This window comes from Dryocola mayonis (assembly GCF_051307045.1).
Lineage (GTDB): Bacteria > Pseudomonadota > Gammaproteobacteria > Enterobacterales > Enterobacteriaceae > Dryocola.
This window is the reverse complement of record NZ_CP150452.1, coordinates 3,765,308-3,781,891: the sequence shown is the minus strand read 5'-3', so window position 1 is coordinate 3,781,891 and position 16,584 is coordinate 3,765,308. Positions and strand designations below refer to the sequence as shown.

17 protein-coding genes and 1 pseudogene are annotated in these 16,584 nt (G+C 56.7%); 11 read left to right on the top strand and 7 right to left on the bottom strand.

Annotated features, from left to right (window positions below):
• The first annotated feature begins 43 nt into the window (after window positions 1-43).
• The 4 genes and pseudogenes from nsrR (at window position 44) to WLO32_RS18280 (ending at window position 5,508) form a co-directional block, all read left to right on the top strand.
• Window positions 44-470, top strand: a pseudogene (gene nsrR, locus WLO32_RS18295) (nitric oxide-sensing transcriptional repressor NsrR).
• A gap of 38 nt (window positions 471-508) precedes the next feature.
• Window positions 509-2,953 (top strand): ribonuclease R, encoded by a 2,445-nt coding sequence (gene rnr / locus WLO32_RS18290; RefSeq protein WP_435946415.1) that lies wholly within the window; start codon window positions 509-511, stop codon window positions 2,951-2,953.
• 79 nt (window positions 2,954-3,032) lie between these two features.
• Window positions 3,033-3,764, top strand: a complete 732-nt coding sequence (rlmB, locus tag WLO32_RS18285; RefSeq protein WP_435946414.1) for a 23S rRNA (guanosine(2251)-2'-O)-methyltransferase RlmB — start codon at window positions 3,033-3,035, stop codon at window positions 3,762-3,764.
• Window positions 3,765-3,873: 109 nt separating this feature from the next.
• A complete protein-coding gene (locus tag WLO32_RS18280) occupies window positions 3,874-5,508 on the top strand; it encodes an isovaleryl-CoA dehydrogenase (protein ID WP_435946413.1) in 1,635 nt (544 codons plus the stop codon).
• A gap of 7 nt (window positions 5,509-5,515) precedes the next feature.
• Here WLO32_RS18280 and WLO32_RS18275 read toward each other — a convergent pair whose 3' ends face one another.
• From WLO32_RS18275 to bsmA, 3 genes are all read right to left on the bottom strand, one after another.
• Window positions 5,516-7,447, bottom strand: a complete 1,932-nt coding sequence (locus WLO32_RS18275; RefSeq protein ID WP_435946412.1) for a methyl-accepting chemotaxis protein — start codon at window positions 7,445-7,447, stop codon at window positions 5,516-5,518.
• A gap of 180 nt (window positions 7,448-7,627) precedes the next feature.
• Window positions 7,628-7,903, bottom strand: coding sequence for a DUF1471 domain-containing protein (locus WLO32_RS18270; protein WP_121266844.1), 276 nt, complete (start codon window positions 7,901-7,903; stop codon window positions 7,628-7,630).
• Between the two features lie 155 nt (window positions 7,904-8,058).
• On the bottom strand, window positions 8,059-8,361 hold the full coding sequence (gene bsmA / locus WLO32_RS18265) for a biofilm peroxide resistance protein BsmA (RefSeq protein WP_435946410.1): 303 nt from the start codon (window positions 8,359-8,361) through the stop codon (window positions 8,059-8,061).
• 221 nt (window positions 8,362-8,582) lie between these two features.
• On the opposite strand from bsmA, the gene yjfP reads away from it, so the two are divergent.
• Window positions 8,583-9,311 carry an esterase gene (gene yjfP, locus WLO32_RS18260; protein WP_435946409.1) on the top strand — a complete coding sequence of 243 codons (729 nt, stop codon included), beginning with the start codon at window positions 8,583-8,585 and terminating at the stop codon, window positions 9,309-9,311.
• 94 nt (window positions 9,312-9,405) lie between these two features.
• Here yjfP and yjfY read toward each other — a convergent pair whose 3' ends face one another.
• Window positions 9,406-9,681: a DUF1471 family protein YjfY gene (gene yjfY / locus WLO32_RS18255; protein WP_435946408.1), complete on the bottom strand. Its 276-nt coding sequence runs from the start codon at window positions 9,679-9,681 to the stop codon at window positions 9,406-9,408.
• Window positions 9,682-10,034: 353 nt separating this feature from the next.
• Between yjfY and rpsF the strand changes: the two genes are divergently transcribed.
• From rpsF to rplI, 4 genes are read left to right on the top strand one after another with little or no spacing between them, the layout of a single operon-like run.
• Window positions 10,035-10,430 (top strand): 30S ribosomal protein S6, encoded by a 396-nt coding sequence (rpsF, locus tag WLO32_RS18250; RefSeq protein WP_121266840.1) that lies wholly within the window; start codon window positions 10,035-10,037, stop codon window positions 10,428-10,430.
• Between the two features lie 6 nt (window positions 10,431-10,436).
• Entirely contained in the window at window positions 10,437-10,754 is a 318-nt protein-coding gene (priB, locus tag WLO32_RS18245; protein ID WP_167609871.1) for a primosomal replication protein N, read from the top strand.
• A 4-nt stretch (window positions 10,755-10,758) separates the two neighbouring features.
• Window positions 10,759-10,986: a 30S ribosomal protein S18 gene (gene rpsR, locus WLO32_RS18240; protein WP_000135199.1), complete on the top strand. Its 228-nt coding sequence runs from the start codon at window positions 10,759-10,761 to the stop codon at window positions 10,984-10,986.
• A 41-nt stretch (window positions 10,987-11,027) separates the two neighbouring features.
• Window positions 11,028-11,480 (top strand): 50S ribosomal protein L9, encoded by a 453-nt coding sequence (rplI, locus tag WLO32_RS18235; RefSeq protein WP_435946406.1) that lies wholly within the window; start codon window positions 11,028-11,030, stop codon window positions 11,478-11,480.
• Window positions 11,481-11,548: 68 nt separating this feature from the next.
• Here the strand turns inward: rplI and WLO32_RS18230 are convergent, their stop codons facing one another.
• Complete coding sequence (locus WLO32_RS18230; RefSeq protein WP_435946405.1) at window positions 11,549-12,148, bottom strand: OapA family protein; 600 nt, start codon at window positions 12,146-12,148, stop codon at window positions 11,549-11,551.
• Window positions 12,149-12,383: 235 nt separating this feature from the next.
• On the opposite strand from WLO32_RS18230, the gene fklB reads away from it, so the two are divergent.
• Both fklB and cycA read left to right on the top strand, forming a co-directional pair.
• Window positions 12,384-13,004, top strand: a complete 621-nt coding sequence (fklB, locus tag WLO32_RS18225) for an FKBP-type peptidyl-prolyl cis-trans isomerase (protein WP_435946404.1) — start codon at window positions 12,384-12,386, stop codon at window positions 13,002-13,004.
• 292 nt (window positions 13,005-13,296) lie between these two features.
• Complete coding sequence (cycA, locus tag WLO32_RS18220; protein ID WP_435946403.1) at window positions 13,297-14,709, top strand: D-serine/D-alanine/glycine transporter; 1,413 nt, start codon at window positions 13,297-13,299, stop codon at window positions 14,707-14,709.
• A 76-nt stretch (window positions 14,710-14,785) separates the two neighbouring features.
• Here the strand turns inward: cycA and ytfE are convergent, their stop codons facing one another.
• Both ytfE and WLO32_RS18210 read right to left on the bottom strand, forming a co-directional pair.
• Window positions 14,786-15,448 carry an iron-sulfur cluster repair protein YtfE gene (gene ytfE, locus WLO32_RS18215; protein WP_435946402.1) on the bottom strand — a complete coding sequence of 221 codons (663 nt, stop codon included), beginning with the start codon at window positions 15,446-15,448 and terminating at the stop codon, window positions 14,786-14,788.
• Window positions 15,449-15,532: 84 nt separating this feature from the next.
• Window positions 15,533-16,507 carry a DMT family transporter gene (locus WLO32_RS18210; protein WP_435946401.1) on the bottom strand — a complete coding sequence of 325 codons (975 nt, stop codon included), beginning with the start codon at window positions 16,505-16,507 and terminating at the stop codon, window positions 15,533-15,535.
• Window positions 16,508-16,584: the final 77 nt, after the last annotated feature.

Sequence of the window (16,584 nt, the reverse complement as noted above, 5' to 3'; positions counted from 1 at the left end):
CACAATGGCAATGAGCGTTTCCCCTCCCACCCAAGAGGTTGATGTGCAGTTAACGAGTTTTACTGATTACGGTTTACGTGCTTTGATTTATATGGCGTCTTTGCCGGAAGGTAAAATGACGAGTATTTCTGAGGTGACGCAGGTATATGGCGTATCCCGTAATCATATGGTGAAAATCATCAATCAGCTCAGCCGTGCTGGCTTCGTGACGGCAGTGCGCGGTAAAAACGGCGGTATTCGCCTCGGCAGGCCCTGCGCACACTATTCGTGTGGGGGACGTCGTACGCGAGCTGGAACCGCTTTCCCTGGTGAACTGTAACAGCGCGTTTTGTCATATTACCCCCGCATGTCGCCTGAAACAGGCGCTGGCGCTGGCGGTGCAAAGCTTCCTGACCGAGCTTGACAGGCATACGCTGGCCGACCTGGTCGATCAAAACCAACCGCTCTACAAATTACTGCTGGTGGAGTAATCCTTATTCCATCTGTGGATGACTTCGGAGGAACCGCAATGTCAAAAGATCCTTTTCAGGAACGAGAAGCCGAAAAATACGAAAACCCGATCCCAAGCCGGGAATTTATTCTTGCCCACCTTTCCAGACGTGAAAAACCCGCTAACCGTGACGAACTGGCGGATGAACTGAATATTAACGGCGAAGAGCAGCTTGAAGCGCTGCGCCGCCGCCTGCGCGCCATGGAGCGCGACGGCCAGCTGGTCTTTACCCGTCGCCAGTGCTACGCCTTGCCGGAACGCCTTGACCTGCTCAAAGGCAAAGTTATTGGCCACCGCGATGGCTTTGGTTTTCTGCGCGTCGAAGGCCGTAAAGACGACCTCTATCTTTCATCCGAACAGATGAAAATGTGCATGCACGGCGATATCGTGCTGGCGCAGCCGCTGGGCGCGGACCGTAAAGGCCGGCGCGAAGCGCGTATCGTGCGCGTGCTTGAACCAAGAACCGGACAGATCGTGGGCCGCTACTTTACCGATGCGGGCATTGGTTTCGTGGTGCCGGACGACAGCCGCCTGAGCTTTGATATCCTGATCCCGCCAGAAGAGCTGATGGGCGCGCGCATGGGCTTTGTGGTGGTGGTTGAACTCACCCAGCGCCCGACCCGCCGCACTAAAGCGGTGGGTAAAATCGTCGAGGTCCTCGGCGATAATATGGGTACCGGCATGGCCGTCGATATGGCGCTGCGCACCCATGAAATCCCCTATATCTGGCCGAAAGAAGTTGAAGCCCAGGTGGCTTCGCTGAAAGAAGAAGTGCCGGAAGAGGCCAAAGTGGGCCGCGTGGATTTACGCGACCTGCCGCTCGTTACCATCGACGGCGAAGACGCCCGCGACTTTGACGACGCCGTATTCTGCGAGAAAAAACGCGGCGGCGGCTGGCGCCTGTGGGTGGCCATCGCCGACGTAAGCTACTACGTCCGTCCGCCAACCGCGCTGGATAAAGAAGCCCGCAACCGCGGCACCTCCGTTTACTTCCCGTCGCAGGTCATCCCGATGCTGCCGGAAGTGCTCTCCAACGGCCTGTGTTCGCTGAACCCGCAGGTGGACCGCCTGTGTATGGTCTGTGAGATGACCATCTCCGCCTCAGGCCGCCTGACCGGTTCGAGATTCTACGAAGCGGTAATGAGCTCCCACGCGCGTCTGACCTACACCAAAGTGTGGCACATGCTGCAGGGCGACCAGGAGCTGCGCGAACAATATGCGCCGCTGGTGAAGCATATTGAAGAGCTGCACAACCTCTACAAGGTGCTGGAAGTGTCCCGCTCGCAGCGCGGCGGCATCTCTTTTGAAAGCGAAGAGGCGAAGTTTATCTTTAACGCCGAGCGCCGTATCGAACGCGTTGAACAAACCGTCCGCAACGATGCGCACAAGCTTATTGAAGAGTGCATGATTCTGGCGAACATCTCGGCCGCGCGCTTTGTTGAAAAGCACAACGAGCCGTCGCTGTTCCGCGATCACGACAGGCCGACCAACGACGCCATTACCTCATTCCGTACGGTGCTGGCCGAGCTTGGCCTGGAGCTGCCCGGCGGGCAGAAACCAGAGCCGCGCGACTATGCGGAGCTGCTGACGTCCATCGCCGATCGTCCGGACCATGAAATGCTGCAAACCATGCTGCTGCGCTCCATGAAGCAGGCGGTCTACGATCCGGAAAACCGCGGCCACTTCGGCCTTGCGCTGCAGTCATACGCGCACTTCACCTCGCCGATTCGTCGTTATCCGGATCTGCTGCTGCACCGCGCGATTAAATACCTGCTGGCGAAAGAGCAGGGGCATAAGGGCAACAGCACCGAATCCGGCGGCTGGCACTACGACATGGAAGAGATGCTGCAGCTTGGCCAGCACTGTTCGATGGCGGAACGCCGCGCAGACGAAGCGACGCGCGACGTGGCGGACTGGCTGAAGTGCGACTTCATGCAGGATCAGGTCGGCCAGGTGTTCAACGGCATTATCGCAAGCGTTACCGGCTTCGGCTTCTTTGTGCGCCTTGTGGATCTGTTTATCGACGGCCTGGTGCATGTCTCCTCGCTCGATAACGACTATTACCGTTTTGACCAGGTCGGGCAGCGCCTGATTGGTGAATCCGGCGGCCAGACCTATCGCCTGGGCGACCGCGTTGAGGTTCGCGTCGAGGCTGTGCATATGGACGAGCGCAAAATTGATTTCTCCTTGATTTCAAGCTCTCGTGCGCCGCGCGGCGAAGGTAAAACCGCGAAAGACAAAGCCAAAAAAGGCGGTAACGGTACGGGGCCAAAACGCCGTCAGGGGGGCAAACGCGTAAACTTCGAGCCGGACAGCGCTTTCCGTAAAGAGAAAGGGCCAGGCAAGCCGAAGAAAGCGCAAAGCGAGAAGAAGGAGAAGAAAGCAAAAACGCCTTCGGACAAAACCCGTAAAATAGCCGCCGCGACTAAAGCCAAGCGGGCTGCTAAAAAGCAGCCGGACTAATATAACCCTCATTCCGCAAGGGTGAGGGGAAAACTGATACATAAAACAGGCGCTTAAGCGCCTGAAACGAGTGACAGCAATGAGTGAAATGATTTACGGCATCCACGCCGTCCAGGCGCTGCTTGAGAACGCTCCCCAGCGTTTTCAGGAAGTTTTTATTCTTAAAGGCCGGGAAGACAAACGTCTGATGCCTTTGATTCATGCGCTGGAAGCTCAGGGCGTGCCTGTGCAAATGGCAAACCGTCAGTGGCTGGATGAAAAATCCGAAGGCGCCGTGCATCAGGGCATTATCGCGCGCGTGAAGCCGGGCCGTCAGTATCAGGAAAACGATCTGCCGGAGCTTATTGCCGGCCTCGATCAACCCTTCCTGCTAATTCTCGACGGCGTAACCGATCCGCACAATCTCGGCGCCTGCCTGCGCAGCGCCGATGCGGCCGGCGTGCATGCGGTTATCGTGCCTAAAGATCGCTCGGCGATGCTGAACGCCACGGCGAAAAAAGTAGCCTGCGGCGCGGCGGAGCACGTGCCTCTTATCCGCGTCACCAACCTGGCGCGCACCATGCGCATGCTGCAGGAAGAGAACATCTGGATTGTCGGCACGGCCGGCGAAGCGGACCACACCCTGTTCCAGAGCAAAATGACCGGCCCGATGGCGCTGGTGATGGGCGCGGAAGGCGAAGGCATGCGTCGCCTGACGCGCGAACATTGCGACGAGCTGATTAGCATCCCGATGGCGGGCACCGTCTCGTCATTAAACGTCTCCGTCGCGACCGGCATCTGCCTGTTCGAAGCGGTGCGTCAACGCAGTTAATAAATACAACGCGGGGGGTGATTTACTCCCCCGCTTTGTGATCCTTCTCCAGGCATAAGCGTCGTCACCGTCCATACTTAATGGCGTTGCCATTACTGGAGGGAACGCGATGCGCTGGCAGACCCATACCGTTTTTAATCAACCCATACCCCTCAACAACAGTAACCTTTTTCTTTCCGATATCTCGCTGTGCGAGGCCGTTAATCGCGAAGGCGCGGGCTGGGATACAGAGCTTTTGGCCAGCATCGGCCAGCAGCTTGGCTCCGCGGAATCGCTGGAGCTGGGACGGCTGGCGAACGCTAACCCTCCTGAACTGCTGCGTTACGACCCAAGCGGCGAACGCCTTGACGACGTGCGCTTTCACCCCGCCTGGCACCTTTTGATGCAGGGGCTGTGCGCGAATCGCGTTCACAATCTGCCGTGGCAGGAAGATGCCCGCCAGGGCTCTTTCGTAGCGCGAGCGGCGCGTTTTGTTCAGCATGCGCAGGTCGAGGCCGGAACCCTGTGTCCGGTGACCATGACCTTCGGCGCGATTCCCCTGCTGCAAAAATACCTGCCGAAGGAATTTCAGCCGTGGTTAAAGCCGCTGCTTAGCGATCGTTACGACGCCCATCTTCTGCCCGGCGGCCAGAAGCGCGGTTTGCTTATCGGCATGGGGATGACCGAAAAGCAGGGCGGCTCAGACGTGCTCAGCAACACTACGCGCGCGGAAGCGGTAGACAGGCGCGGGCCGGGTGAGATGTACCGGCTGGTGGGGCACAAATGGTTTTTCTCCGTGCCGCAAAGCGATGCTCATCTGGTGCTTGCGCAGGCCCACGGCGGGCTTTCCTGTTTCTTCCTGCCGCGTTTTTTGCCCGACGGGCAGCGCAACCAGGTAAGGCTTGAACGCCTTAAGGACAAGCTGGGCAATCGCTCCAACGCCAGCAGCGAGGTGGAGTTTTGCGACGCCACCGCCTGGCTGATAGGCGAAGAGGGCGAGGGCGTGCGGTCCATTCTTAAAATGGGCGGCTTCACCCGCTTTGACTGCGCGCTCGGCAGCCATGGCCTGATGCGCCGGGCTTTATCCGTCGCTCTTTATCATGCCCACCAGCGGCAGGCATTTGGCAAAAATCTTATCGATCAGCCCATTATGCGCCAGCTGCTTGGACGCATGGCTTTGCAGCTTGAGGGACAAACCGCCTTTCTGTTCCGGCTGGCCCGCGCCTGGGAATCACCGGCGGATCCCCTTGAGCTGGCCTACTGCCGCCTGTTTACCCCGGCGGCGAAGTTCAGCATCTGCAAGGCGGGAATGCCCTTTGTGGCGGAGGCGATGGAGGTGCTCGGCGGCATCGGCTACTGCGAAGACAGCGAGCTGCCGCGGCTCTATCGCGAAATGCCGGTCAACAGCATCTGGGAAGGTTCGGGCAATATCATGAGCCTTGACGTGCTGCGGGTGCTTGCCCGTACGCCTGGCGTGCTGGAGATGCTGCATGCCGAATTTGACGAGGTGAAAGGACAGAACCGTCATTTCGATCGCCGCTGGCGACAGCTGCAGCAGCGCATACGCAAGCCGCAGGAGGCGTGGGGAAGAAATATTACCCACCAGCTGGCGACCCTGGCGACCGGGGCGCAGCTGTTGCCGCATCTTTCTCCCCCGCTGGCGGAAGCCTGGTGTCGGATGATGCTCGACGATCGAGGAGAGTCGGTGCTGCCTGAACAGGCGGTGGTCGATGTACTGCTGCGCGCCACCGGGCGCACAGCGTAACCATCGCTCAGGCGTTAAGCCGGAAAATGCTCACCAGCTCGTTCAGGTGGTGGCCTTTGCTACGCAGATCGTAAGCCGTCTGCTCGGTACGCGAAACGCGGTCGGCGTTGATATGCGTGGCTTCGCCAATCTGCGCCATCGCGATATTGACCTGCCCGATGCCCGCCGACTGCTCGTGCGAGGCGCTGTTAATCTCGGTGACCAGCAGGTTAATGCGGTCGATGTGGGTGATGATAGATTCCATCGCCAGGCGGGTTTTTTCAGACAGCTCATGGCCTTCGGTGACTTTTGCAAGCGTATCGACAATCAGCCCGTCAATCTCTTTTACGGCGTTGGCGCTGCGGGCGGCCAGCGCGCGCACTTCCTGTGCGACAACCGCAAAGCCTTTGCCGTGTTCCCCGGCGCGGGCAGCTTCAACGGCCGCGTTCAGGGCGAGAATATTGGTCTGAAAAGCGATGGACTCGATGACCTGGGTAATATCCGCAATGCGCTGCGACGCCGATTTAATATCGTTCATCGTCGCCACGGCGTGGGTGACGGTGCTGCCGCCACTGTGTACGGCTTGCGCGGTGCTGCTTACCAGCTGTTTTGCCTGTGAGATATTCCCGGCGTTTTGCAGCACGGTCGCGGCGATTTGCTCCATGCTGGCGGAGGTTTCCTCCACGCTGCTGGCCTGCTTGTTGATTTGCGCGCTGATTTCCTCGCTGTCTGCCGCCAGCGCATCGGTTCCCTGGCCGATATCGCCGGCAGCCAGGCGCACCTGTATGACTATCTTCTCAATGCCTTTGCCAATACCGTTGATCGCCTGCATCAGCTGGCCGACTTCGTCCTGACGACTGGTCTGGAGCGTAACCTGTAAATTGCCGGCCGCGTAATGTTCCGCAACGTTTATCACCTCACGTAACGGTCGGCTCAGCCAGCGGCGAATGATGACCACGAAAAAGAGGGCAAAGGCGAGCGCGAGCGCCATACCCAGCGCTAAGAACTGATTGCGCATGCTGGTCACGGCGCTTAACAGCGTCGGCTTATCCACCTCGCCTACGATGGTCCAGTTCCAGCCCGGCAGGCGGCTAAACGCCATAATAGAGACGCTGCCGTCAGGAGTCGTGCGTTCAAGGGTGCCTTTGTCAGCGCTCAGCAGCCGTTTCTGCGTGGCGTCATCCCAGGCCGGGCGTCTGCCTTCTTCGCTGCTGTGGAAGAGATAGTTACCGTAGTTTTTGCCGGCCGCGCCATCCAGCACGTAGAAGCGTCCGCTGCTGCCCAGGTGACGGCTCAGTATTTTCTCGCGCATCACCTGCCAGGAGGCGGTGATATCGACCCCGACGAACAGGATGGCAATGGTATTGCCGGCGCCGTCTTTCACGGGCTGATACTCGGTGATGTAGCGTTTACCAAACAGCAGGGCGAGGCCGCGATAGGTTTCGCCGCGGCTGACTTTCTGCCAGGCCGGGCTGGCCCGATCCAGCACCGTGCCGATGGCGCGGCTGCCGTCTTCCTTGCGCAGCGAAGTCGCTATGCGAACGAAATCTTCGCCGCTGCGTACGAACAGCGTGGAAATTGCCGAGGTGCGGGCGAGGAAGTCATCAGGGATGTCGTTATTTTCATGCAATATCCGATCGCCTGCCGTTAACAGCGGCACGTTCAGGCCGTTGATAGACCGCGGCTGGCCCTCGTCGCGGGAAAGGGGCTGCGGCAGAAAGCTGTTGAACAGACGGGTGTAGCTTTCAACCTCCGCGCTGAGGCTGCTGTCGAGCATTTGCGCCATATCGCTAACGCCGCTGACCTGATTGTTTAAATCTTCAAGCGCCAGGGCTTCAAGCTGCTGGCTGGCGCGCTGGCTGAGCGCAAAGGTAAAAAGAAGAAAAAGGAGCGCAACGCTAAAACCGGTCAGCAGCGAAAGTTTCGCGCCAAGTCCCGGATGTCGGAGTGTTTTTATCATGAATACGGCCTGGTGAAGGAATCTGGGATGCACCTTCAACGGCAGACGAACGCTAACGTTTAACCCTCAAATGTAACCAGATATGAATAAATTGTTTGATCTGGATCATGCAATGGTCGTTTTGTGATCGAAAAAGCCGCGCGGGGCGCGGCTTCAGAGCAGGATGGCCGCAAGTCAGCTTCACGCGTAAAGAATTGCCTGCGCGCGCCAGCTATCCGCCTGGTGATTTTCCTGCATCTGAATGATGCGGTAATAGGAAGCACCTTGTTCATCCGCTTTCAGGGCAATCATTTTTTCCACGTCCTGTGCGCTACCGGCAATGCCATTGACGGAAATCAAGCCGATTTCATTCAACCCGGTAACGCGGTCCGCGGCGACGTCTTCCGCCGATTGAGCAGCGGTGGTAATCAGCCCCACAGACAACAGTAATGAGGTTAAGGCAAGAGATCGTTTCATTGTCAGCTCCTTATAAACGGTCCTGGTCAACAACAGGGCATTCCTTCGCTAAACTGAACCCCATTCCTGTTTCCGGGGAGAGGCCCATTGTGCATAAGAAACAATAAAACGCCGAAAAGCTGTGTAAATATCAATAAATAAGCCGCATCAGGATCTCATTTTCGGTACAAAATCGCCTGCGCGTACCATTGCCCCGCCACAATGGTTTCGTCATTCAGGACGATGAGATAGTAATCGGCCTTCGCTGCCGCAGCTTTTGCTTTAATCACGGTTTCGGTATCCATCGGAGAGCCGCGTTCCATCGCCGTTACCGTACCGATCTTTATCAGCCCCTGCGTTTGTGAGCGCTGGATCTCCTGCGGCTTATCCGCAGCCGGCGGCGCAGGCTGGGGCGTGCCTTGCAGTACGCTACAGCCGCAGAGCATCGCCGCCAGTAACAAAGCTGATAACAATCGCATGGTGTTTTCTCATTTCTTAATAGCCATATTGTAGTTCCGGGTTAATGTCCTGATGAGGGATTGTTCCCGATCTGTTACCTTCGCCGCGCTTTTTTAGCGCTTTCGAATGAAAATCGTAGGCTGGATCTCATCATTACCATCATCCTTTCGCGTGATTTTCTTGCTCCGGGCCATACCTTGCCTTACAACAGGTAATTCACAGCGAATCGGGGGAAGGGGGAATGACGGAAATTTATACGGAACGGCTTGCAGGCATCGAGGTTTTACACGCCTTTCCCGGCGGGCGGAAACACGATGCTCTCCCCTGCGTGGTGTTTTATCACGGCTTTACCTCTTCGAAGCTGGTTTATAGCTATTTTGCGGTGGCTCTGGCGCAGGCAGGTATGCGCGTCATAATGCCTGATGCGCAAGGTCACGGAGCGCGTTTCGACGGCGATGCGGATATGCGCCTGCAGCAGTTCTGGCCCACCCTCAAAACGAATATTGACGAGTTCGCCCGGCTGCGGCAGGCGCTGGACGAGCAAAACCTTATAAAAGAAGGAAGGCTTGCCGTAGGCGGCGCTTCAATGGGAGGCATGACGGCGCTGGGCATTATGGCCCGCCATCCGGAGGTGCGCTGCGTAGCCTGCCTGATGGGCTCCGGCTATTTTGTGACGCTCGCCAAAAAGCTTTTCCCGCCGCCGGCGGACCGGCTCGATGAGTGCCTCGCGATGCTTGCTGAGTATGACGTCAGCCATCAGCTTGAACGCATCGGCGATCGCCCGCTCATGCTGTGGCACGGCGAAGACGACGACGTAGTGCCCGCGGTGGAAACCTGGCGTCTGCAGCAGGCGCTTATCCAGCAAGGCCTGGAGAGGCAGCTTACCAGCCTGTGGGAAGCGGGAGTGAAGCATCGCGTTACGCCTGAGGCGCTCGACGCTACCGTGCAGTTTTTTGCCCGGCATTTATAAGGCCGGCAAAAAAAGCCCCCTTTCGGGGGCAAGTCAAACATTGGCTTTCTATGTCGTTGTGGCATTCCTGGTGTTAACGCTGGGAATAGGGCTGTTACCTGTAAATATCCGCGCTGACGTGCATGTTGCCGTTACTACCGGGTTCTCTCATTAACAGGGTGCGGTAGTACTTCGCGCCATGTCGGTCGGCATCCTCATTGATAGCCAGCTCGGCTTCCTGTTCGGTGGCGAAATTATGGTTGATGTAAATTACCCCGAGGCTTTGCACATCATCCATATTTCTGGCGATTTTGCTGTCTATCTTGATCGCCGCCGTCGCATTCGCACAAAGCAAAAACGCAGCGACAAGGGCATAAGCGATAGTCTTCATAATGCGCTCCACTACAGCGGTATTTTTGGCGGTCGTCGCTCCTGTTAACGTTTAGTGGCGGCCTGTTAAATAAGTGTAACCCGATGTCGTTGAATAAAAAGTGACCATTTCTGTTGGTCTTCTTCAAAAATTTTTAGTAACCCAGGGTAACTTTATAGATTTCACGGTGTTAGCAGGAAGCTTATTTATTAGCCGTCATGCAAAAGAATTAAATCGCTTTCAGCCTTGAGTTTATCGGGTCCCGCTTGTATTATGGCGCGTCAAATTTTCAGCCGCACACAAACACGTTCCTTGCCTCCATGGGCCGCGGTTGACCCTATCAGGAGGCTGAATAATCCGTAAGGAGCAATTCGATGCGTCATTACGAAATCGTTTTTATGGTCCATCCTGACCAGAGCGAACAGGTTCCGGGTATGATCGAACGTTACACTGGTGCAATCACTGCAGCAGAAGGTACGATCCACCGTCTGGAAGACTGGGGCCGCCGTCAGCTGGCTTACCCAATCAACAAACTGCACAAAGCTCACTACGTTCTGCTGAACGTTGAAGCTCCGCAGGAAGTGATTGATGAGCTGGAAACAAACTTCCGCTTCAACGACGCCGTTATCCGTAGCATGGTTATGCGCGTTAAGCACGCGGTTACCGAAGCATCTCCAATGGTTAAAGCGAAAGACGAACGTCGCGAACGTCGCGATGACTTCGCTAGCGAAACCGCTGACGATGCAGATGCTGGGGATTCTGAAGAGTAATTTCTGATGACGGCAAACCGCCTGGTGCTGTCTGGCACAGTGTGCAAGACGCCCCTTCGCAAGGTCAGCCCGTCAGGAATTCCTCACTGCCAGTTCGTGCTTGAGCATCGTTCTGTGCAGGAGGAGGCCGGTTTTAACCGGCAGGCGTGGTGCAGAATGCCGGTTATTATTAGCGGGCATGCACACCAGGCCATTACTCACAGTATAACGGTCGGCACGGTACTTACGGTTCAGGGCTTCATTACCTGCCATCAGGCAAAAAATGGGCTGAACAAAGTGGTATTGCATGCCGAGCAGATTGAATTGATAGATTCTGGAGACTAGCCAAATGGCACGTTATTTCCGTCGTCGCAAGTTCTGCCGTTTCACCGCGGAAGGCGTTCAAGAGATTGACTATAAAGACATCGCTACGCTGAAAAACTACATCACCGAAAGCGGTAAGATTGTCCCAAGCCGTATCACCGGTACCCGTGCAAAATACCAGCGTCAGCTGGCTCGCGCTATCAAACGCGCTCGCTACCTGTCCCTGCTGCCGTACACTGATCGTCATCAGTAATCGGGCACGGTCCATTAATACGACTTTGAGAGGATAAGGTAATGCAAGTTATTCTGCTTGATAAAGTAGCAAACCTGGGTAGCCTGGGTGATCAGGTTAACGTTAAAGCGGGCTACGCTCGTAACTTCCTGGTACCACAGGGTAAAGCTGTTCCTGCTACCAAGAAAAACGTTGAATACTTCGAAGCACGCCGTGCAGAACTGGAAGCTAAACTGTCCGACGTTCTGGCAGCTGCTGAAGCTCGCGCTGCGAAGATCAACGCACTGGAAACCGTTACTATCGCGTCTAAAGCAGGCGACGAAGGTAAACTGTTCGGTTCCATCGGTACTCGCGACATCGCTGACGCTGTAACTGCAGCTGGCGTTGACGTGGCTAAGAGCGAAGTTCGTTTACCGAACGGCGTTCTGCGTACCATCGGCGAGCACGAAGTGGACTTCCAGGTTCACAGCGAAGTCTTCGCTAAACTGACTGTAAACGTAGTTGCTGAAGCGTAATTTACGCTGACGTATACGTTAAAACGCCGGCCTCGCGCCGGCGTTTTGCCTTTCTAAGGACGCTGAATTCAGCGCGCGCGCAGGAAACTGCCGTCCGGCTGACGGGTGAACAGAACCTGGCGATCGTTGCCGATATCAATGGTCAAGCCGGTCACCACGCCGTTGGCGTTCTGACGAATCTGCACCATCTGCCCGGTTTGTAAATTGCTCAGCGGCTTGTCGTCGCCCTCGGCCTGCGCCATGGAATAGACGTCGGCCGGCGGCAGCTTATGATCGCGGAAAAGCTGCGCCATAGTCTGGCCGGATTCCACGCGGTAGGCACGCCACTGCCCTTCAATATCATTATTCGTATTTGGCACAGGCGCCTGCGTCTGCGGCTGCTCTTCGGCCTGCACCGGTTCTTGCGTCGCCGCAGGCGCGGTATCAGCCGGCGGATTTACCAGCTCGGCATGCATCGGCGACTGGGACTCAATGGACAGCTGCGCATCCCTTGTGACGGGGCGGGGCGGCTCTTCTGCGGCAGGCCACAAAAAGCCGATAATCATTACCAGCGCTGCGATAATAATTCCCCGGCGGTGCGGGGCAGGAAGCGGATCCATCAGGCGGAAATGCTCAGGTGCGTGCCAGATACGCGCAAGCCTTGGTTTAATAGCGAATCGCATCGGCAACCCTCCTCATATTCACACAGCGTGCAATGTACATTCCCAACTCCATTATAGAATGCTAACTAATTGATGCCCTGAGCAATACAGCTTTACGTGACCTTCGCCCGCAATTTAACGCGCCCGGCCCCATTGTTCCCGTTTCATTCCCATTTGTCACCTTTAAGGCTTTTGCATTTTACCCGCCTGGTTGACGCTGCTATGCTGCAGGCCTGCTTTTAAACACCTTAAAGGAAAATTCATGACAACCCCTTCTTTTGACAGCGTCGAAGCGCAAGCAAGTTACGGTATTGGTTTACAGGTTGGTCAGCAACTGCGTGAATCTGGTCTGCAGGGTCTGCTGCCGGAAGCGCTGGTTGCAGGCCTGCGTGATGCGCTGGAAGGGAATGCCCCGTCAGTTCCGGTTGATGTTGTTCACCGCGCGCTGCGCGAAGTTCACGAGCGCGCCGATGCCGTGCGTCAGGAACGCCAGAAAGAAATGGCCGTTGAAGGCGTAAAATTCCTTGAAGAAAATATCAAGAAAGAAGGCGTGAGCAGCACCGAGTCCGGCCTGCAATTCCGCGTGCTGACTCAGGGCAGCGGTCCAATTCCCTCCCGTAAAGATCACGTACGTGTTCACTACACCGGCAAACTGATTGACGGCACCGTCTTCGACAGCTCCGTACAGCGCGGCGAACCGGCAGAATTCCCGGTAAGCGGCGTTATCGCCGGCTGGATTGAAGCGCTGACCTTAATGCCGGTGGGCTCTAAATGGGAGCTGACTATTCCGCAAAACCTGGCCTACGGCGAGCGCGGCGCAGGCGCATCCATCCCGCCGTTTAGCACCCTGGTCTTCGAAGTGGAACTGCTGGAAATTCTGTAAGCGATTTAATCACCCCGCTTCGGCGGGGTTTTCGTTTGGTTGTTAACGGAAAAGCGTGATTTTATCTTGCATACGCCCCCGTTCCGGGTGTTTTTGTGAGGTGTGTCGCGTTAACTGAGTGATATCGCACTCAAATTAAACAAAAAATTAACATGTTGCTTGTCATAAATATTCAACCCGCCGATTCTTACCTCGTATCGAGGTGCTTTATGAAAGCCTCATCACATCAAATATACCGTTTCAAAGGCCGGCAGAGCCTGAACACAACAGACAGGTACAGGAAAAATAAAACATGGTAGATCAGATAAAAGTCGCAGAGGTTGCTGAGGCTCCGGCTGAGCAGTCGCTGCGGCGCAATTTAACAAATCGTCATATCCAGCTTATCGCCATCGGCGGCGCTATCGGCACCGGCCTGTTTATGGGCTCCGGCAAAACCATCAGCCTCGCCGGGCCTTCGATCATCTTCGTCTATATGATCATCGGCTTTATGCTGTTCTTCGTGATGCGCGCTATGGGCGAGCTGCTGCTTTCCAACCTCGAATACAAGTCGTTCAGCGATTTCGCCGCCGACCTGCTGGGCCCGTGGGCCGGCTATTTCACCGGCTGGACGTACTGGTTCTGCTGGGTGGTCACCGGCATGGCGGACGTGGTGGCCATCACCGCTTACGCGCAGTTCTGGTTCCCCGGCCTGTCGGACTGGGTCGCCTCTCTTGCCGTGGTGCTGGTGCTGCTGGGCCTAAACCTTGCGACCGTAAAAATGTTCGGGGAGATGGAGTTCTGGTTTGCGATGATCAAAATCGTCGCCATCGTCGCCCTGATTGTTATCGGCCTGGTGATGGTGCTGACTCACTTCCATTCGCCGTCCGGCGTTGAAGCCTCTTTCAATAACCTGTGGAACGACGGCGGCTGGTTCCCGAAAGGCCTGAGCGGCTTCTTTGCCGGCTTCCAGATAGCGGTATTTGCCTTCGTGGGTATTGAGCTTGTGGGCACAACCGCGGCGGAAACCAAAGACCCGGAAAAATCGCTGCCGCGCGCGATTAACTCGATCCCTGTTCGTATCATTATGTTCTACGTGTTTGCGCTGATCGTGATTATGTCGGTCACGCCATGGCGCTCCGTGGTGCCGGATAAGAGCCCGTTCGTTGAGCTGTTTATGCTGGTGGGCCTGCCTGCCGCCGCGAGCATCATCAACTTTGTGGTGCTGACCTCGGCGGCCTCCTCGGCTAACAGCGGCGTCTTCTCGACCAGCCGCATGTTGTTCGGCCTGGCGCAGGACGGCGTGGCGCCAAAAGCCTTCGCTAAGCTGTCTAAACGCGCCGTGCCGGCGAAGGGCCTGACCTTCTCGTGCATCTGTCTGCTGGGCGGCGTGGTCATGCTTTACGTCAACCCGGATGTGATCGCCGCCTTCACGATGATCACCACCGTGTCGGCGATTCTGTTCATGTTTGTCTGGACGATTATCCTTTGCTCGTATTTGGTGTACCGCAAACAGCGTCCGCAGCTGCATCAGAAATCTCGCTACAAGATGCCGCTTGGCAAACTGATGTGCTGGGTCTGCATGGCGTTCTTCGTCTTTGTCATCGTGCTGCTGACGCTTGAGGACGATACTCGCCAGGCGCTGATCGTCACGCCGCTGTGGTTTGTAGTGTTGGGGCTGGGCTGGATGTTTATCGGTAAGAAACGGCTTGCGGCATTGCGCAAGTAACGGCGACCGGTTTGACCGTAACCCTCTCCCCCGGGAGAGGGTTGGGGAGAGGGGCGCTACAGTGGCAGGCTTATTTTTATTCGCCGGCTAAAGCCCGCGGGAACAGCACGTTGTTCTCAAGGCTAATGTGATTCATCAAATCATCGATCAGCTCATTAATACCGTTATACATCGCTTTCCAGGTGGTGCAGGCTTCCGGCGGCGGGGTAACGTTATTGGTGGTGTGCTTGATAACTTCCAGCAGTTCGCCCGCGTCATCATGCTCGCTTTCCATTACGCTAATCGGGCCGTTTGCCTGTGAGCCCATGCCGTTTTTAATCATCGGGAACAGGATCTGCTCTTCTTTCATCATGTGGCTGCTCAGCTCCTGATGCAGCATGGTGAGATACTTCGCCAGGCCCTTAGGCACGTTTGGCTTATCCGCATGCACGCGTTCAACTTTTGTCGCCTGCAGGATCAGTTCCGGCAGCTGTTCGCGGTGCCTGTCGTGGTAACGAACGATAATGTGATCGATGATTTCGGCCAGCGGGGCGGTGCGCCACTCTTTCTCAATCGGCTCTTCAGCCAGGGCCGCAAGCTGCGCTTCGATAGCTTCGAGATCCAGCTCTTTGCGGGTCGCTGCGCGCTCAAGCGTTTGTTTACCGCCGCAGCAGAAATCCAGATCCAGTTTGCGGAACAGCGCGGAAGCGCGCGGAATGGTTAAAGCCAGTTCACCTAAGGGTTGGTCGCGGAAGGCCATGGATGCATACCTCGTCATAGAAATTATAAGATGCATATTAAATACATCTTTAAAGGAAGGCTATGACCCTTTTGAGGTAGCCTGTTATTTGTCCAGCGTGACGGCAACCTCGCTAACTTCCGTTTTTTGCGGCCTGGCCAGCACCGCCAGCACCACGCCGCTAATCAGGCACAGGACGCCCAGCAGGGTCAGAGCCGGCGGCCAGCTGTGGCGCAGCATAAAGGTATAGGCAAGCCCCGCCAGGGTTTCGAAGACGATAAGCGGGCCCACGATCGCCGTTGGCAGGCGCTGACAGGCGATGTTCCAGCATAAATTGCCAAGCCACGAACAGAACAGGGCGATGGCGAGCATCAGCGTAACAAAAACCTCCGGGCGGGGCCCGAACGGCAGGGCGAAATCAGCGCCGCTGCGGCCCATATAAAGACACACGGCGATGTAGCCGAGCAGGGAGAGCGGCAGCGTGGCAAGCCCCTGCGCCGTGGCCCACATCATCGGGTTTTTATCGGGGTTCTCGCGCAGCCAGCGGGCGTTGCGCAGGGCGTACCAGGCCCAGCAGGCGACCGACACCAAGGCCAGAGAGATGCCGCTCGCATACCGCCGCCAGCTGAAATCAATCTGCCCGCCGCGCAGTTCTGCGCTGTTCACCATCGCCAGCCCGACGCCGATAATAACGAGCGCTGGGACAAGGCGCCGCCACGGCAGTTTACCGTCGCGCTTGCTATAAAGCAGGTTGGCGAGGACGGGGATCACCACCGGCAGCGTGCCGATAATCATCGTTGAGACGGGCGCGCCGGTGCGCTGTATGGCGCTTGCGAGGCAAACGTAATAAATGAGGTTGCCGACGGTTGAAAGCTTTAGCGCAGTCAGCCAGTCCCTGCCGCTAAGCTTGCGCAGACGCTGTCGCCCAAGCCATGCCAGCGGGATCGCAATCAGCCCCAGCGCCAGATAGCGCCCGGTGGACTGCAGCGCCGCGGGGTAGTCGGGGACGATAATCGGGCCCACGAAAATCAGCCCCCACATCAGCCCCGCGAGCAGGGCATACATCACGCCAGATAGCATCTTTATCTTCCTGATTAGGTCTTTGTGGGGAGGGTAGGGGCAGGCGTGACGGGCGTATTGTGAAATGTGGGCGTGAT

Excerpts from the sequence above, each read along its gene's own strand:
- cycA (WP_435946403.1), top strand. The coding sequence starts at position 13,297 with ATGGTAGATCAGATAAAAGTCGCAGAGGTTGCTGAGGCTCCGGCTGAG.
- fklB (WP_435946404.1), top strand. The coding sequence starts at position 12,384 with ATGACAACCCCTTCTTTTGACAGCGTCGAAGCGCAAGCAAGTTACGGT.
- yjfP (WP_435946409.1), top strand. The coding sequence starts at position 8,583 with ATGACGGAAATTTATACGGAACGGCTTGCAGGCATCGAGGTTTTACAC.
- rpsR (WP_000135199.1), top strand. The coding sequence starts at position 10,759 with ATGGCACGTTATTTCCGTCGTCGCAAGTTCTGCCGTTTCACCGCGGAA.
- rnr (WP_435946415.1), top strand. The coding sequence starts at position 509 with ATGTCAAAAGATCCTTTTCAGGAACGAGAAGCCGAAAAATACGAAAAC.
- rpsF (WP_121266840.1), top strand. The coding sequence starts at position 10,035 with ATGCGTCATTACGAAATCGTTTTTATGGTCCATCCTGACCAGAGCGAA.
- WLO32_RS18280 (WP_435946413.1), top strand. The coding sequence starts at position 3,874 with ATGCGCTGGCAGACCCATACCGTTTTTAATCAACCCATACCCCTCAAC.
- bsmA (WP_435946410.1), bottom strand. The coding sequence starts at position 8,361 with ATGCGATTGTTATCAGCTTTGTTACTGGCGGCGATGCTCTGCGGCTGT.
- WLO32_RS18270 (WP_121266844.1), bottom strand. The coding sequence starts at position 7,903 with ATGAAACGATCTCTTGCCTTAACCTCATTACTGTTGTCTGTGGGGCTG.
- WLO32_RS18275 (WP_435946412.1), bottom strand. The coding sequence starts at position 7,447 with ATGATAAAAACACTCCGACATCCGGGACTTGGCGCGAAACTTTCGCTG.
- priB (WP_167609871.1), top strand. The coding sequence starts at position 10,437 with ATGACGGCAAACCGCCTGGTGCTGTCTGGCACAGTGTGCAAGACGCCC.
- rplI (WP_435946406.1), top strand. The coding sequence starts at position 11,028 with ATGCAAGTTATTCTGCTTGATAAAGTAGCAAACCTGGGTAGCCTGGGT.
- rlmB (WP_435946414.1), top strand. The coding sequence starts at position 3,033 with ATGAGTGAAATGATTTACGGCATCCACGCCGTCCAGGCGCTGCTTGAG.
- yjfY (WP_435946408.1), bottom strand. The coding sequence starts at position 9,681 with ATGAAGACTATCGCTTATGCCCTTGTCGCTGCGTTTTTGCTTTGTGCG.
- WLO32_RS18210 (WP_435946401.1), bottom strand. The coding sequence starts at position 16,507 with ATGCTATCTGGCGTGATGTATGCCCTGCTCGCGGGGCTGATGTGGGGG.
- ytfE (WP_435946402.1), bottom strand. The coding sequence starts at position 15,448 with ATGGCCTTCCGCGACCAACCCTTAGGTGAACTGGCTTTAACCATTCCG.